The sequence below is a fragment of the Pseudomonas farris genome, assembly GCF_019145235.1.
GTDB classification, from domain to species: Bacteria; Pseudomonadota; Gammaproteobacteria; order Pseudomonadales; family Pseudomonadaceae; genus Aquipseudomonas; species Aquipseudomonas farris.
This window is the reverse complement of the sequence record NZ_JAHSTV010000003.1, coordinates 53886-69383: the sequence shown is the minus strand read 5'-3', so window position 1 is coordinate 69383 and position 15498 is coordinate 53886. Positions and strand designations below refer to the sequence as shown.

Here is a 15498-nt window from a genome sequence, read left to right as displayed (position 1 = left end):
CCCTGATGGTTTCAAGCGGCATAAAAAAACCCGCCGAGGCGGGTTTTTTGTCGATCAGATCACAATTCAATCAGAGCTCGGCGAAGCACTCTTCGATGATCGCCAGGCCTTTGTCCAGTTGCTCATCCGGCGAGGTCAGCGGTACCAGTACGCGCAGAACGTTGCCGTAGGTGCCACACGACAGCAGGATCAGGCCCTTGTCGCGCGCCTTGGCCACAACCGATGCCACAGCAGCAGCGTTAGGCTTGTGGCTGTCGCCGTCGACAAACAGCTCGACTGCGATCATCGCGCCCAGGGCACGCACTTCGCCGATGACCGGGTACTTGGCCTGGATGGCTTTCAGGCCAGTCACCAGACGCTCGCCGACCGCTTTGCAGCGATCCAGCAGGTGTTCTTCTTCGAACACTTCCATCACGGCCAGGGCCGCGGCGCAAGCGATCGGGCTACCGGCGTAAGTACCGCCAAGGCCGCCTGGAGCGATAGCGTCCATGTATTCGGCCTTGCCGCACACACCGGCCAGCGGGAAACCGCCGGCGATGGATTTGGCGAAGGTGGTCAGGTCGGCGGCAACACCCATCTGTTCCATGGCAAAGAAGGTGCCGGTACGGCCAGCGCCAGTCTGCACTTCGTCAGCGATCAACAGGATGCCGTGCTGGTCGCACAGGGCGCGCAGACGCTTCATGAACTCTTTAGGCGCGACGTAGAAACCACCTTCGCCCTGAACCGGCTCGATGATGATGGCAGCGATATCACGCGGTTCGGCGTCGTTCTTGAAGATGCGCTCGATGCTGGCGATCGAATCGTCGATGCTCACACCGTGCAGCTCGTTCGGGTACAGCGCGCGGAAGATGCCGCCTGGCATCAGGCCCATGCCGGCCGAGTAAGGCACGACTTTACCGGTCAGGCCCAGGGTCATCATAGTGCGACCGTGGTAAGCGCCGGTGAACGCGATCACGCCGGCACGGCCAGTAGCGGCGCGGGCGATCTTGATGGAGTTTTCCACGGCTTCGGAGCCGGTGGTCACCAGCAGGGTTTTCTTGGCGAAATCACCTGGCACCTTGGCGTTGATTTTTTCGCACACTTCCACGTACGGCTCGTAGGCCAGCACCTGGAAGCAGGTGTGGGTCAGCTTGTTCAGCTGTTCGGTGACGGCGGCGATGATTTTCGGGTGCACGTGACCGGTGTTCAGCACAGCGATACCGCCGGCGAAGTCGATGAACTCGCGACCTTCAACGTCGGTCACGGTGGCGTTCTTCGCGGACTCGGCGAAGATCGGGTGAATCTGGCCAACACCGCGCGGTACAGCGGCTTCGCGGCGTTTCATCAGGGATGCGTTAGTCTTGCTCATAGTGTCCTCATTCACCGCTCATCGGGCGGCGTGGTTCAAGGAAAATGCGGCGGGGAGGCAACTACGGCAGCATGCGATGATCGACTGCCACAGCTTTCCCGGCCACAGAGAAAATTCCGTTTGAAGCGTCGCAAAGGGACAGCGCTCTCGTGCCCTTTGCGCTTGAAGCAATGCCTTGCCGGGCCGAGCTTAGATACCCAGGCAGAGGTATTTGATTTCCAGGTAATCTTCGATGCCGTACTTGGAGCCTTCACGGCCCAGGCCCGACGCCTTGATGCCGCCGAACGGCGCGACTTCGTTGGAGATCAACCCGGTGTTAACGCCGACCATGCCGTATTCCAGGGCTTCAGCTACACGGAACACACGGCCTAGGTCGCGAGCATAGAAGTACGAGGCCAGACCGAACTCGGTGTCGTTGGACATCGCGATCACGTCGGCTTCGTCTTTGAAGCGGAACAGTGGCGCCAATGGGCCGAAGGTTTCTTCCTTGGCCACGGCAGCGTTGTTCGGCACGTTGGTCAGGATGGTCGGCTCGAAGAAGTTGCCTTCCATCACCTTGCCACCGGACAGCACGATTGCGCCTTTGCCGACGGCGTCAGCAATGTGCTCTTGAACCTTGGCCACGGCTTTTTCGTCGATCAGCGGGCCAGTGGTGGTGCCGTCTTCCAGACCGTTACCGATCTTGAGCTTGGCCACGGCCACTTTCAGCTTCTCGGCGAACGCGTCGTAGACCGAATCCTGAATGTACAGGCGGTTAGCGCAGACGCAGGTTTGGCCGTTGTTGCGGTACTTGGAAATGATCGCGCCTTCGACGGCCTTATCCAGGTCCGCGTCGTCGAACACGATGAACGGCGCGTTACCGCCCAGTTCCAGGGAGATTTTCTTGATGTCCTTGGCGCATTCAGCCATCAGCTGACGACCGATTTCAGTCGAACCGGTGAAGGACAGTTTGCGTACGATCGGGTTGCTGGTCAGCTCGCTGCCGATGTCGCCGGCGCTGCCGGACACAACACTGAACACGCCGTTCGGAATACCGGCACGCTGGGCCAGTTCAGCCAAGGCGAAAGCCGAGAACGGAGTTTGCGAAGCAGGCTTGAGCACCATGGTGCAACCGGCGGCCAGGGCCGGGCCAGCTTTACGGGTGATCATCGCGGCAGGGAAGTTCCACGGGGTGATCGCTGCGGTCACGCCGATCGGCTGCTTGATCACGATCAGGCGCTTGTCTGGCTGGTGGCCCGGAATCACGTCACCGTAGACGCGCTTGGCTTCTTCGGCGAACCACTCGATAAAGGAAGCGGCGTAAACGATCTCGCCCTTGGCTTCAGCCAATGGCTTGCCTTGTTCCAGAGTCATCAGGCGAGCCAGGTCGTCCTGGTTCTCGATGATCAGCTCGAACCAGCGACGCAGCTTGTTCGCGCGATCCTTGGCGGTCAGTGCACGCCAGGCCGGCAGCGCTTTGTCCGCGGCTTCGATTGCACGGCGGGTTTCGGCAGCGCCCATTTTCGGCACAGTGCCCAGAATTTCACCCGTTGCCGGGTTGTTGACCTTGATCGTCTGACCGTTGTCCGCATCGACCCAAGCGCCATCGATAAAGGCCTGCTGGCGGAACAACTGGGTGTCTTTAAGCTGCATGTCGGCTTTCCTTAACAGCACCGCGGCACGCGCGGAGCGAATTATGATTGTAGAAAGGCGCCTTATAGGCTGCCGTCAGGGAAATCATTCACCGGGCTGAAGCACATAAATAGCGCACAAATCGAACTCGTGCGGTTCAGCACCCAGACAAGAGCGTTTGAAATCTCAAACGAATCCTAGGATCAAAGGGGGTAAAGGACAATAGCCTGTTCGAAAAAAAGAACGAAAACGCCGCATTTGCCTATTTTTTCAGATCAGCGTAGCAAACGCAGGTTACGCTTTCGAAAAGCACAGGCGATTCAGCAGCATGGACGCCCGCAGTGCATATGAGTATCATGGCGCCCGCATTGCACCAGTAGCTCAGCTGGATAGAGTACTGCCCTCCGAAGGCAGGGGTCGTGGGTTCGAATCCCGCCTGGTGCACCATACGCAAGAACGAGAAAGCCTCAGACCCGCAGGGTCTGGGGCTTTTTTGTTGCTTCGAAATCCATGAAATGACGGCACTTGGAAACATAAACTCACGACAATCGGGTTCATGATGGTGGTTGATTTCCGACACACTGTGTCAAACCGCTTTGAACTCTTTTCCAGCCGACGCATAGACTAACCAGAGCTGATCGTGGAGCGCCCAGATGATTGATCAGAACGACGCCGACTTTCCTACGGCCCCCCAAGGCGAGCTGTTGCTGTTTCAAAGTGTTGACGGTCAGGTACGCCTGGAATGTCGCTTCGGGGCCGATACGCTGTGGCTCTCCCAGGCGATGATCTGTGAACTGTATGGCAAGGCCAAAGCCACCATCAGCGGGCATATCAGCCACATTTTCGCCGAGGGTGAACTGGTGGAAGATTCAGTTGTTCGGTTTTACCGAACAACTGCCACCGACAACAAACCTTACAACGTCAAATATTTCAGCCTGCCGCTGATTCTCGCGGTGGGCTACCGGGTTCGCTCCAAACGCGGTACTCAGTTCCGTCAGTGGGCCACACAGATACTTCAGGAGTATCTGGTGAAAGGCTTCGTGATGGATGACGAACGGTTGAAAAACCCGCCAGTGGGCCACTCGCAAGTACCCGATTATTTCGACGAGTTGCTTGAACGCATTCGAGACATTCGCGCCAGCGAGCGACGGGTCTACTTAAGGGTAAGGGATATTTTCGCGATGGCTGCCGATTATGCGCCATCGAACAGGGAGACCACGGCGTTCTTCCAAATCATCCAAAACAAACTTCACTTCGCCAGCACCGGCCTGACAGCTGCCGAGTTGATTGTCCAGCGCGTTGACGCCACCAAGCTGAATATGGGCTTGACCAGCTTCAAAGGGGATGAAGTACGCAAAAACGATGTCACGATCGCCAAGAATTACCTCAATCAAGAGGAAATCAGTGCTCTAAATCGCATCGTTACCATGTGGCTGGATTTCGCAGAAGATCAGGCATTGATGCGCAAGCAGATTTTTCTGCGGGACTGGCAGGAGAAGCTGGACCAGTTTCTGGAGTTCAACAGTCGTGAGGTTCTACAAGGTGCGGGGCAAATCAGTAAACAGACCGCAGAGGAAAAAGCGTGGGCGGAATATGAACTCTATGCCGAACAGCGCCGGACCTTGAAAGAGACAGAAGGTGAAAGATTAGGTATTGAGGCACTGTGCAGCATCTCACAAAAAAATCGTCACTGAGCCTGTCAGCATTCAGTGGAACGGTTAACCAATCCGAAGTCCCTTGGTTCATGCAGTAGGTTCTGAGTAGCAGGCCGCGTGCTGTACTGCTTTCCAGACAAAGTCCCAAATTATCCGCACCTGCTCAAACCGTACGTCTAACCGAAACACCACAACTGAAGCCCATACAAAACGGGCTTCACTGCCTCCAGTTCAAACGACGCCTGGCCATACGCAAAAACGAGAAAGCCTCAGATCTTAAGGTCTGGCGCTTTTTTGTGCACACCTCCGTAACTCAGGGCTAGCTGGTGGAAAATTCAGTTGTTCGGTTTAACCGAACAACTGCCAGGGTGCCCCCCAGTCAAGATCGTCGTCCCCAATCTCATCGTCCTCGAAGTCGTCTCCTTCAGAATCATCCCTCTTCCGGTTGATTCTGAGGAAAATCCCTACGACCCTCGGAGGTTGCAGGAGATCAGCCTGCGCGTTACCCTTCTGCCGTCGCTGCCAATTCAGCGACCGGGCTTGGTAACCCGAGAGTTAAGCGCAACAGCGCCCCCATTAGATTTGCAGGCGTTTTTTTACGCCCGCAATTTTGAGTTATGGCGGCTGTGCGTGGGACGTCTTCGGGCGTGCCGGATTCCTTGACTCCCGGTTTACCAACCTGCGCACAGCTGCCACCTATTCGCTTGGTAACGAAAAAGTAGCAGTTCCTCGTCAAGGAGCTAGACCATGCGCAATACAAATCCGTACGAAATTCGGTTCACCCCTCAACGCTATCTTGAATCACGCTTCCACCGCACCTCCGTCAATGGAGGTGACAATGACTGACCAATCTGAACTGAAAACCATCGGTTTCACCCCCTTCCACTACTGCTCTGTTGAACCGCTGGTTCGAGTGAACGGTGGTGTACCCATCAGCGAAGCGTTGGCGCAGGCGTCCGACCTGTTGTTCCTGGCCAAGTCATTTGCTGAGGACGCTGCCTACTCAAAAGACACCGACCGCCATGCCTGGGCCGCACACTATTTGACGGCGATGGGTAAGGCTGTGATTGATGATGTGGTGAAAGTTTTGACGCGACCACCGCAGTCGACGACGCAACAAGCCGCAGAATAGCGGCAACTCACCCAAAAAATTGCAGGCCCCGATTTTTCGGGGTCTGCAATTTTTGAGTGAGTGTTTTCAAGGGCGGCTACGCTCTGCTTCAACCTCATCAATGAGCGCATCAAGCTCGGCAAATAGTGTTTCGGCAGGAATAGCCGGACGTGGGTCATTACGGCTGACGCCAATAGACTCACGTATTTCTACGGCTCGTTGCTGATAGGCCGTGTGTGGCAAAGGGTGAGCAGCAGGACGGTTATGGTTGAGAACGGCAACGGGTCGCTGAAGCGGTTTTTTCATTCTGTCGTCCAGTCAAACTCGTCGTAGTCATCATCGTCGTCTTCGCCCTCGATCAACTCATCATCAAGAACGTCTTCCTCAAGCGCTTCTTCTGCCTGCTTCGCCAGAAGAAACTCCTTACGACTCTCAGTCACTGCTCGCCGTAATTCCTCACCCTTGACCGGGCAGTTGAGCATTTGGGCGATGCGGTCGATTTTTTGTGCCACGGCATCCTCCAACGCATCGGCTATGGGCCGATAGTGCGCGCTTTCGGGTATCGATGCCAAATTTGCCGACCGCTGTTCACCTCATTTCTTCTGCAAATCCTTGAGTCGGGCCGTGAGGTTTTCCTTGGGAAAGCGTTTGTGCAATGTCGTCATCAGCGCCTCGGCGGCTTGGGTTTGACCGGTCTCTTGCAGATGTATCACTTCACGTAACTGATCATCCAGTGACTTGGCCGGTGCGGCTAAGCGTTTACTGACTTTTGCTTCGTCCGCCATTTCGCTATTGATCGACTCGCGCTGTAACGGTGCAGAAAACTCCGCCATGGGCGCAGCAGGTGCGGGGGCAGATAAAGCGCCGGTCGGTGCAGCCTGGGAGCGAGCAGCGCCTTCCGGTTTGGCGGCCGGTGCAGACGCCTTAGGCGCAGGCGCGAAGTCGTAACTCGGCAGTTGCTCCGGCGTGCGCTGCACCAGCGCCAACATCAGGGCCACACCGACGAGGCTGGCGAATGCCACTTGCCAGCGAGGCTGCTGGCAGGCGCGGAGCCAGCGTTGCCACAGGTTCGGCTTCGGTGCCGGGGCTTCGCGGTGTGCGGTGGCGAGGATGAAGGCATCGAGATGCGCCGGTGGTTCGCCGGTTGCGTGGTCGCGAAAATGCTTGAGCACTTCATCGTCAGGCGATGACGGTGTTTTTGGGGCGTCAGTCATGTCAGTACCTCCTCGGCCAGCAGCCGACGCAGTTTTTGCTGGGCGTAGCGCAAGCGACTTTTAACGGTTTCCAGCGGTGTTTCGGTGAGGGTGGCGATTTGCGGCAGGTCGAGGTCGCCGTGGGCGCGCAGCAGGAACACTTCGCGCTGGTCGGCAGGAAGGGTTTGCAGGGCGGCTTCGAGGCGTTGACCGTCGCGGCTCAGGCTCAGCAGTTGTTCGGGATCGGCCGCGTTATCGATCAGGGCGTGGGTTTGTTCGTCATAGCTGTCGTGCAAGGGGTTGTGGATTCCGTGTTTGCGCCAGTGATCGATCAGTCGGTTGCGGGCAATCTGGTAGAGCCAGGTACGAAAGTTCGCCCGGCCTTGTGGCTGACTGGTGCTGCGGATCAGGCTCAGCCAGGTTTCCTGATACACCTCTTCGGCCAGTTCGGGTTTACCGCTGAGGCCGAGGAGGAATCGATAAAGGCCCTGACGGTGGCGGGCGTACAAAACTTCGAACGCCGGCCCGTCGCCGGAGCGGTAGCGCGCCAGCAGCGATTCGTCGCTGCCGGCGGCTGAGCTGATTGCAGAATCGGACATGTCAGCGCTGGCCTCTTTCACTCTATCCGGTTGTCGTTGGGCTGTTGATTCAAGGCGGTAGGGGTTCGCAGGCTCTGCGCCAACGCCACCAATTGCACGAATTCACTGCGCAGGCCGAAGTGATCATCACCCCGTGCGCCACGGGCCAGGGCTTCGGTGTCCTTGAGGCTGAAATCACCTGTGTAACGCCCGTCCTTGAGCTGCTGGGAAAAGGCAGCGACGGCCGCGGCAAAGCGCAGATCATTGCTGGCTGCCGACAGTTTACCGGCCTCCCCTCTCAGGATCGGCCGCTCGATCAAGCGACTATTCCCACCTTCCGGCAACTGATAACGCACTCGCAGCATCGCCAATTCACCGGTTTTTGCGGAAACATCGGCCGCAGGATTGCCATAGCGCAGCGGTTCCAGCCAGCCCTTCTCACCCTTGGGCACAATTTCATACAACGCTGTCACCGTATGCCCTGCGCCGACTTCTCCGGCGTCGACTTTGTCGTTGCTGAAATCCTCACGCTTCAAGGCGCGATTCTCATAACCCAGCAGCCGATATTCGCTGACCTGCGCCGGGTTGAACTCCACCTGCAGTTTCACGTTTTTCGCCACCACCGCGAGGGTCGAGCCGAGCTGATCCACCAGTACTTTGCGCGCCTCGCGCAGGTTGTCGATGTAGGCGTAGTTGCCGTCGCCAGCATCGGCCAGTTGCTCCATCAGGTGTTCATTGTAGTTATCCACACCAAAACCCAAGGTGGTCAGGGACACGCCGGTTTTGCGTTTATCCACAGCCATTTGTTTGAGGCTGTCGAAGTCGCTGATGCCGACGTTGAAGTCACCGTCGGTGGCCAACAGGATGCGGTTGATGCCTTTGGGGATAAACGCCTGTTGCGCCAGTTGATAAGCCAGTTCGATACCCGACGCTCCGGCGGTCGAGCCGCCCGCAGTCAATTGATCGATGGCGGTACGAATTTTCGCTTTTTCCCGTCCGGAAGTCGGCTCCAGCACCACGCGCGATTCTCCGGCATACACCACCAGCGAAACCCGGTCCTGCTCGCGCAGTTGATCGACCAGCAATTTCAGCGTGCTTTTGACCATGGGCAAGCCTTCGCGACGGTCCATCGAGCCGGACACGTCCACCAGAAACACCAGGTTCGCCGGGGCCAGCTCCGCCACCGCGCGATCAGATGCCTTGATGCCGATGCGCAGCAAGCGGGTATGGGGGTTCCAGGGCGATTGCGCCAACTCGGTGGTCACGCCGAACGGCGAGCCATCGGTGGGCAAGGCGTAATCGTAGGGGAAGTAATTGACCATTTCTTCCAGCCGCACCGCCCCTTCGGGAGGCAAGCGCCCCTGATTAAGCAAGCGCCGGACATTGGCGTAAGCGCCGGTATCGACATCGGCACTGAAGGTCGAGACCGGCGCCTCGATCACGCTGTGAATCGGGTTATCCGCCAGCGCCTGATATTGCTCCCGCTGCTCATCCCGATAGCCCTGTGGATAAACTTCACCGGCCGGCATGGGCGCGAAAGCGGCCGACGGTGCCGGTCGCGCGCTGCGCTTGGCCTGCGCGGTATCCGCCATGACCGCCTCGCGCACCAACACTTCAGTTTTCAGCGCACCTTGAACCGGAGGCGCAACCGCTGCCGGGCTGTCTATCTTAGAGTCTGACGTGGATGAAGCGCCGCAACCGGCAATGGCCAGCAGCAACCCGGCGGCGAAACCCTGGGCTGCAGGGCAGAGGTAGTGCAGAGGGAGGGACATGGGGGCTGACCTCAGGAAGAAATTGACTCATTCATCCTCTGAGACGGACAGCCCGTCAGCTTCGGGTTAACTCACCAAAAAAATCTTCAGCGGTGATAACGCCGCACCACGCTGCTGTTTTTCAGCACATGGCCTTTGATCTGCTCCATCAGCTGCGCGCGGGTCAGGCCGGCAGGCAAGGCGTCTGGCGCCAGGTCCAGGGCGTAAAGCTGAATGAGGTAGTGGTGGGAGCTGTCGCCGATGGGCGGGCAAGGACCGATGTAACCGGTGGTACCTTTGCTGTTGCTGCCGCCCACGCCTTCGAGGGCGGATTTGGCGCCGACGCCGGCCGGGATCTGGTGCGTCGTGGCCTTGATGCCGTAATGAATCCAGTGATCGACGCCCAGGCCTTTCTGGCCGTCCGGGTCGTGCATGACGATGGCGTAGCTGAGGGTGCCCGGAGGGCCGGCGTTCCAGCTCAGGGCCGGAGACTGGTTTTTGCCGCCGCAACCGTTGGCATCGCTGGCCGCCACCGACGTGAACAGGCGATTGTCCGAAACGCCGGGAATGCTGAGGGTGAAACGCTCTTGGGCCTGTGCAGGAAACTGCACACAAAGGGCGACTGCAATGGCCGCCAGCCAAGGTTTCAAAGAGGTCAATCGGGTCATACCGGAGCACCTTGTGCGGGGTGGGGCCATCGTCGGCTGGCAAACTATAGCCGGACCGTTCGTGCGGTGGCAGCGGGAATTGGCTGAACCTCGGAAAAGGCGCCAAACTCCTAAGTGAAACACCTGCCTGGAGATCGATCATGGCACTGCATCGCGTCGCCCGTTTCGCCGATGTGCCCCAAGACCGTGGCCTTGAGGTCCGGATCGACAAGATGAAAATCGTCTTGCTGCGGGTCGGCGATCAATTGCGCGCCTATCAGGGCAAATGTCCCCACGCCGGAGCACCGCTGGCCGAAGGTGCGTTGTGTCATGGGCGGCTGATCTGTCCGTGGCACAAGGCAGCCTATCGGCTCGAAGACGGCGCGTTATGCGAGCCACCGTCCCTGGACAGTCTGCGGCGCTACCCGCTTGAAGTCCGCGACGATGAGGTCTGGGTCGATGACCAGCCGATGCCCACCGCGAGCACCCCACCGGCGGACGATAAGCGAACCTTTGTGATCATCGGTGCCGGTGCTGCAGGAACAGCGTGTGCAGCGGCATTGCGGGAGAAAGGCTTCGGCGGCCGGGTGTTGCTGATCGACCGCGAGCCCGAGGCCGGTTACGACCGTACGGTATTGAGCAAATTCGTGATTGCCGGGGAGATGCCACCGGACGAAGTTCCGCCTCTGCGGGATGAAGATTTTTATCGTGAACAGCGCATTGAACGGATAAACAGCGATGTGATGGGCCTGGATGCACCGAATCGGACTCTGCGCCTGGCCGATGGTCAATCGCTGAGCTATGACGGCGCAGTGATCGCCACCGGCGGCGCACCCAATCATCTTTCACTGCCTGGCGCCGATCTGCCACAGGTGTTCGTATTGCGTTCGAAAGCGCAGGCGCTGCAGATTCTTTCAGCCGCCAAACCCGGTCAACGGGCAGTGATTGTTGGCGACAGTTTCATTGCTCTGGAGTCCGCCTCTTCCCTGCGCCAGTACGGCCTGGAGGTCACTGTCCTGGCCCGCCATGCCATCCCTTTCGAGGCGCAATTCGGCGATGCCGTCGGCAAGGCAATTCGTGCCCTGCACGAGGCCAATGGCGTGGTGTTTCATACCGATGGCGAAGCCGCGCAGATCGAAGGCACAGGCAAGGTCGAAGCGGTGCTGTTGGACAACGGTCAGCGTTTGCCGGCAGATCTGGTATTGGTCGGCATTGGCGTCACCCCGGCAACGACCCCGTTTACCGATCTGCCAAAAGAAAAGGATCAGTCTCTGAAGGTGGATGGCGGAATGCGCGTGACCGACGGGCTCTGGGCCGTCGGCGACATTGCGACCTTCCCGCTCAACGGCCAGCCCCAACGGATCGAGCACTGGCGCCTGGCCCAGCAACAGGCGCGAATTGCGGCGGCGAATATGCTCGGCGGCGATGAGCGCTACCTCGACGTGCCGTATTTCTGGACCTGGCACTTCGGCAAAAACTACGACTACCTCGGACACGCCGAAGCCTGGGACGAGGTCGAGTTCAAGGGCGACCCTGACCATCCACCGTTTATCGGCCTGTTCGGCAAGAACGGCGTGGTGGCGGCGGCCGTTGCCTGCGATCAGGAGCGGGCCATGGCAATGCTCGCCGAACGGATGAAACAACCACTGTCGGTGGATGAGGCCTGGCGGCTGATTCGGGAGGTTGGCTGACCGACCCAAACAACAGAAACGTACCAGGCTCAAACGTGGCTCAGCGGCTCTCGGTTATCGTCATCTTCGGCTGACAGGCGGATCACCAGCGGATGCTCCAGTGGCGCCAAAGGCGGTGGCAGCTTGGCCGGGTCAACCGGGAAGAAGTGCGTCACGACATGACTGACATCGCCATCCTGATCGTTATGAATGGTCATAGAACCCGGCGTGCGCAGTTTCGCCAGCCGGTCGCCGGTCAGCTTGAAGCTTTTGCTGAGCCCCTGATCATCCACCACCGGCGCCGGCAAACGGCGCTGGGCGAAGCTCTTGCTTTTACGCTGTTGATAACGCGCCCACGTGATCAGGATCACCGCATTCAACAACGCTACCCACAGGTAAATCTGCAACGTGCCGAGGGCGTCGAAAAAAGACGCATCGATGCGCGGGCCCTCATGGGTATCGATCAACGGCCACAAACCCCGCGCCAGCAAATACAGCAGACCGACCCAGGCGAGCACGGTGAGAAGAACATCGATCACGACCAGAAAGGGCCGCTGCCGGGTTCTGATGATTTTCATTTGATGACCTCCTCTTCATCGTCATTCAGCGGCTTGATGCCCCGGTCCGGGCTGACCCAGCGCGCGCGCTTCTGATGTTGGCCGAACAGCACTTTGGGAAAACTGACCAGGGTGGTGAACAAGCTGATAAGCCAGAACACCAGCGGATACCAGACCACCCAGAACATGGTCTTGCCCAGGCCCTTTTCATAACGGCGGTCGATCAGGATGCTGACCGCGAACTGCACCAGGCAGACCACCGCCAATAGCAGACCGGTAAACGCCGGCGGCATCAGGTGATCGACGGCAATGGCTGGCGGCATTTCGACAAATTTGCCGACGCCCCAGAAAATCACCGACAGCAGAAAGGTGAACGCCCAACCGGTGGACAGGCAGTATTCGAACAGCAGCGGCCAGAGGTAACGATGGCGGTATTGCCAGATGCCACGGATGTTTTTGAACAGCACCTCGGCGCCGCCCTGGGCCCAGCGCAGACGCTGCTTCCACAGGCCACCGAGGGTTTCCGGCATGAGGATCCAGCACAACGCGCGGGGCTCGTAGAAAATGCTCCAGTGATCCAGTTGCAGCTTCCAACTGATGTCGATGTCTTCGGTGATCATGTCCGGGCTCCAGTAACCGACCCGGTTCAGGGCCGTACGACGGAACGCGACGATCACCCCGGAGACGGTAAAGATCCGCCCGAACACCCGTTGGGTGCGCTTGATCAGGCCGATGATCGACGAGAACTCGCCAACCTGCACACGGCCGATCAAGGTCGAACGGGTGCGGATTCGCGGGTTGCCGGTCACGGCGCCCAGTCGCGCATTGTCGAGCATCGGCGCCACCAGATACGCCGCGGTGTTCGGCGCCAGCAATGCGTCACCGTCGATGCACACCAGATATTCGCTGCGCGCCGCAATGGCGCCCATGCGCAGGGCCACGGCCTTGCCCTGGTTTTCCGCCAGGTGCAGCACCCGCAGACGCGGATCCTGCAACGCCAGTGCATCGAGCACCGCGGCGGTGTTGTCCTTGGAGCCGTCGTTGATCGCGATCACTTCGATGTTCGGGTAATGCTGGGCCAGCGCCGCGTGGATGGTATCGGCGGCGTTGTCGCCTTCGTTGTAGCAAGGGATCAGGATCGAGATCAGCGGTTCGCCGGCCAGCGGTGGCGGCAAAGTGTCGTCCTGCCACGGCCAGTGCCGCTCCCAATGCAGCCAGAAATACAGGCCGCCGGCGATCCACAGTCCCGACATGAACAGTGGATAGAAGAACACGAAGTCCATCAGGAATTGCCCGGTGAGCAGAAAGATCAGCCCGAGGGGAACCCCAAGGACGATCGCCAGAACCAGCAGGGCTAGAAGTCTGTCCAGCATGTTATGGATTCCACTTGTTGGAGAGCGCGGGCCGCACGGCTTTCAGGTCCGGCTGGTTCTCGAGGAAGTTGTCCGGGTAGTAGCCGAAACTGGTGGCGCCCTGACGCTTGAGGCGGCCCATCCAGTCAGCCAACTGTTCGCCGTCGATGTCGGCGTCGGCGTTTTTCGTCCAGTCACGGGCCTGCAATTCGAACACCGTGCGGTCGAGTGCGCCGGGGCGCGATTTCACCGTCGCCACCAGCGTTTCGAGCCAAGGGCCGGATTGCTGGAGGCTCTGTTTTTCCATGAGTGGCATGGCCATTGGCGCCGTCCAGTCGTAGGCGCTCAGGAAGTCATCGAGGTTCTGCGCGAACCAGGCTTCGCTCTCGGGGTTGAGCATTGGCTCGGCGAAAATATTGCGCGCCGTTTTTACTTGCGGGCCACGAATGGCGCGAACCTTGGCGGTCAGCTCGTGAGTGAAATCGATCAGGTAGCGGCTCTTGAATCGCGTCCAGCGTTGCAGCATGGCTGGATCGTCGCGCAGGGTGGCGATCGAACCGGGCAGACCGTTGGCGGCATAAACCTTCAGGGCTTCAGGCCCAGCGTCTTCGAAGTCCGACAGCACTGCGTCATCGTGATAGAGGATGCCGTCGACCGAGGTCAGGCGTGCCACGTCTTCGTAGATTTCACCGATGATGCGCCGCACGTTTGGATCGAATGGCGACAAGCGTTTGTACTGATCCGGATCGATCGACGTGGTAGCGGTTTTCGGGTCCCAGCGAGTGACCCGTGGCAACTTCGAGTCCAGGGCAAAACTCAGCACCGGCATCCACGCGAAGACCTTGACGTTAGCCCGAGTACGCAACTGCCAGGCCACGCGGTCGAAGAGATCGGCGCGCACCGGCAGGTGACGGTTGGGGAAGTACAGCGAATGCACCAGGCCATCGCCCACAGGGTCGGCGAAGGCTTGCAGGAATACGGTGTTGGCGCCCATGTCGGCCATGCGCTGGATCAGTTTGCCGAGATTGATTTCCTGTTGGGCCGGGTCCGCGTCGTAGACGTTGTCCAGGTCCACATGCACCACGCGCATCGGCGATTCGGTCTGCACCGAGACGATGCTGTTGGCGAAGTGTTCGCCATCCGGGTCCGAGGCCACCAAAAAGCGCGGGCTGCTCATTAGGTTGTCGAGGGCATCGAGGCCGTCTTCCAGGGTCAGGGCCATCTGATAACCCTGTTCGTTGACCACTTGCAGCGAGGTGCCGTCCGCCGCGCCGTATGGCCAGACCCAGACACGTGGTTTGTAACCGGTGACCTTGCGGATTTTCTCCGAGATGGCCGCCACGTCGGCGCGCATCCGGGCCTGGAATTGGGCTTCGGTTTCATAGCGTCCGTTAACAGCGTCATAGCGCCGGGTCGCGGCCGCCGGTTGCAGGTTGCCTTGCGGGTTGGCCAACACGCCTTTGTGGCTGGCGTCGGTGTGGGCGGCGATTTCCACCAGGCCGGATCGGGAAATCTCGCGGATCTGCTCCCAGGTCAGGAAGTCCGAACGCTTGCGCGGTGTACCGGCGAAATCCACCGGCTGGCTCAGCGGCGTATCGATCCATACCCCGACCGGCGCCAGCAAGGCATGCCAGTTATAGGCGCGCAGCACTGGCAACACGCGGGTGTAGAAGCTCGAATAACCGTCGTCGAAACTCAGCATGATCGCCCGTGGTGGCAGTTCAGGGCCGCCGTTGCGAGCGGCCATGACCTGGTCGACGGTGACCGGTTTGTAGTTGTTCTCCCGCAGCCACGCCAGTTGCTCGAGCAGGCGTTCGGTGCGCACGGCCACTACCGCCTGATCGGGATCACGGTCTTCGACATCGTGGTAAGAGATCCCGAGTACGTGGTTTTTCGGCCACGGCTTTTCATTGGCCGACACCGGGCGTTCGGACGGCGGTGCGAAGGCCGGGGCTTGCTGGGCGCAGGCGCTGATCAACAGCGCTCCCAGCAGAAGGATGAAACGCGAAATAAAAGGCATCTTCA

The 15498-nt window shown here is 59.3% G+C and carries 14 protein-coding genes and 1 tRNA gene; 4 read left to right on the top strand and 11 right to left on the bottom strand.

Going from position 1 to position 15498, the window contains the following annotated elements; genetic code table 11:
- Positions 1-70: 70 nt before the first annotated feature.
- On the bottom strand, positions 71-1348 hold the full coding sequence (gene gabT / locus KVG95_RS06590; protein WP_008068635.1) for a 4-aminobutyrate--2-oxoglutarate transaminase: 1278 nt from the start codon (positions 1346-1348) through the stop codon (positions 71-73).
- A 189-nt stretch (positions 1349-1537) separates the two neighbouring features.
- Positions 1538-2980 carry an NADP-dependent succinate-semialdehyde dehydrogenase gene (gene gabD, locus KVG95_RS06585; protein WP_217855075.1) on the bottom strand — a complete coding sequence of 481 codons (1443 nt, stop codon included), beginning with the start codon at positions 2978-2980 and terminating at the stop codon, positions 1538-1540.
- Between the two features lie 349 nt (positions 2981-3329).
- On the opposite strand from gabD, the gene KVG95_RS06580 reads away from it, so the two are divergent.
- From KVG95_RS06580 to KVG95_RS06570, 3 genes are all read left to right on the top strand, one after another.
- A tRNA-Arg gene (locus tag KVG95_RS06580) sits at positions 3330-3406 on the top strand.
- A gap of 206 nt (positions 3407-3612) precedes the next feature.
- Complete coding sequence (locus tag KVG95_RS06575; RefSeq protein ID WP_217855073.1) at positions 3613-4653, top strand: virulence RhuM family protein; 1041 nt, start codon at positions 3613-3615, stop codon at positions 4651-4653.
- A gap of 799 nt (positions 4654-5452) precedes the next feature.
- On the top strand, positions 5453-5746 hold the full coding sequence (locus tag KVG95_RS06570) for a DUF3077 domain-containing protein (protein ID WP_217855071.1): 294 nt from the start codon (positions 5453-5455) through the stop codon (positions 5744-5746).
- Between the two features lie 66 nt (positions 5747-5812).
- On the opposite strand, the gene KVG95_RS06565 is transcribed toward KVG95_RS06570, so the two are convergent.
- The 6 genes from KVG95_RS06565 to KVG95_RS06540 all read right to left on the bottom strand — a co-directional run bounded on the left by KVG95_RS06565 (position 5813) and on the right by KVG95_RS06540 (position 9915).
- On the bottom strand, positions 5813-6031 hold the full coding sequence (locus KVG95_RS06565) for a hypothetical protein (protein WP_225922943.1): 219 nt from the start codon (positions 6029-6031) through the stop codon (positions 5813-5815).
- Positions 6028-6297: a hypothetical protein gene (locus KVG95_RS06560; RefSeq protein WP_225922942.1), complete on the bottom strand. Its 270-nt coding sequence runs from the start codon at positions 6295-6297 to the stop codon at positions 6028-6030. The genes KVG95_RS06565 and KVG95_RS06560 overlap by 4 nt, the downstream gene beginning before the upstream one ends.
- Positions 6298-6318: 21 nt before the next feature.
- Positions 6319-6939 carry a hypothetical protein gene (locus tag KVG95_RS06555; protein ID WP_217855067.1) on the bottom strand — a complete coding sequence of 207 codons (621 nt, stop codon included), beginning with the start codon at positions 6937-6939 and terminating at the stop codon, positions 6319-6321.
- The gene (locus KVG95_RS06550; RefSeq protein WP_217855065.1) at positions 6936-7517 is read right to left on the bottom strand and encodes an RNA polymerase sigma factor; all 582 of its coding nucleotides are present in this window, start codon (positions 7515-7517) and stop codon (positions 6936-6938) included. The genes KVG95_RS06555 and KVG95_RS06550 overlap by 4 nt, the downstream gene beginning before the upstream one ends.
- Positions 7518-7534: 17 nt before the next feature.
- On the bottom strand, positions 7535-9268 hold the full coding sequence (locus tag KVG95_RS06545; RefSeq protein WP_217855063.1) for a vWA domain-containing protein: 1734 nt from the start codon (positions 9266-9268) through the stop codon (positions 7535-7537).
- Between the two features lie 86 nt (positions 9269-9354).
- Entirely contained in the window at positions 9355-9915 is a 561-nt protein-coding gene (locus tag KVG95_RS06540) for a YbhB/YbcL family Raf kinase inhibitor-like protein (protein WP_217855061.1), read from the bottom strand.
- 140 nt (positions 9916-10055) lie between these two features.
- Here KVG95_RS06540 and KVG95_RS06535 point away from each other — a divergent pair, with 140 nt between their 5' ends.
- On the top strand, positions 10056-11585 hold the full coding sequence (locus KVG95_RS06535; RefSeq protein WP_217855059.1) for an FAD-dependent oxidoreductase: 1530 nt from the start codon (positions 10056-10058) through the stop codon (positions 11583-11585).
- Between the two features lie 29 nt (positions 11586-11614).
- Here KVG95_RS06535 and pgaD read toward each other — a convergent pair whose 3' ends face one another.
- From pgaD to pgaB, 3 genes are read right to left on the bottom strand one after another with little or no spacing between them, the layout of a single operon-like run.
- The gene (gene pgaD, locus KVG95_RS06530; protein WP_217855058.1) at positions 11615-12142 is read right to left on the bottom strand and encodes a poly-beta-1,6-N-acetyl-D-glucosamine biosynthesis protein PgaD; all 528 of its coding nucleotides are present in this window, start codon (positions 12140-12142) and stop codon (positions 11615-11617) included.
- Positions 12139-13494 carry a poly-beta-1,6-N-acetyl-D-glucosamine synthase gene (pgaC, locus tag KVG95_RS06525; protein ID WP_052962937.1) on the bottom strand — a complete coding sequence of 452 codons (1356 nt, stop codon included), beginning with the start codon at positions 13492-13494 and terminating at the stop codon, positions 12139-12141. The genes pgaD and pgaC overlap by 4 nt, the downstream gene beginning before the upstream one ends.
- Position 13495: 1 nt before the next feature.
- A complete protein-coding gene (gene pgaB / locus KVG95_RS06520; protein WP_217855056.1) occupies positions 13496-15493 on the bottom strand; it encodes a poly-beta-1,6-N-acetyl-D-glucosamine N-deacetylase PgaB in 1998 nt (665 codons plus the stop codon).
- Between the last annotated feature and the right edge of the window lie 5 nt (positions 15494-15498).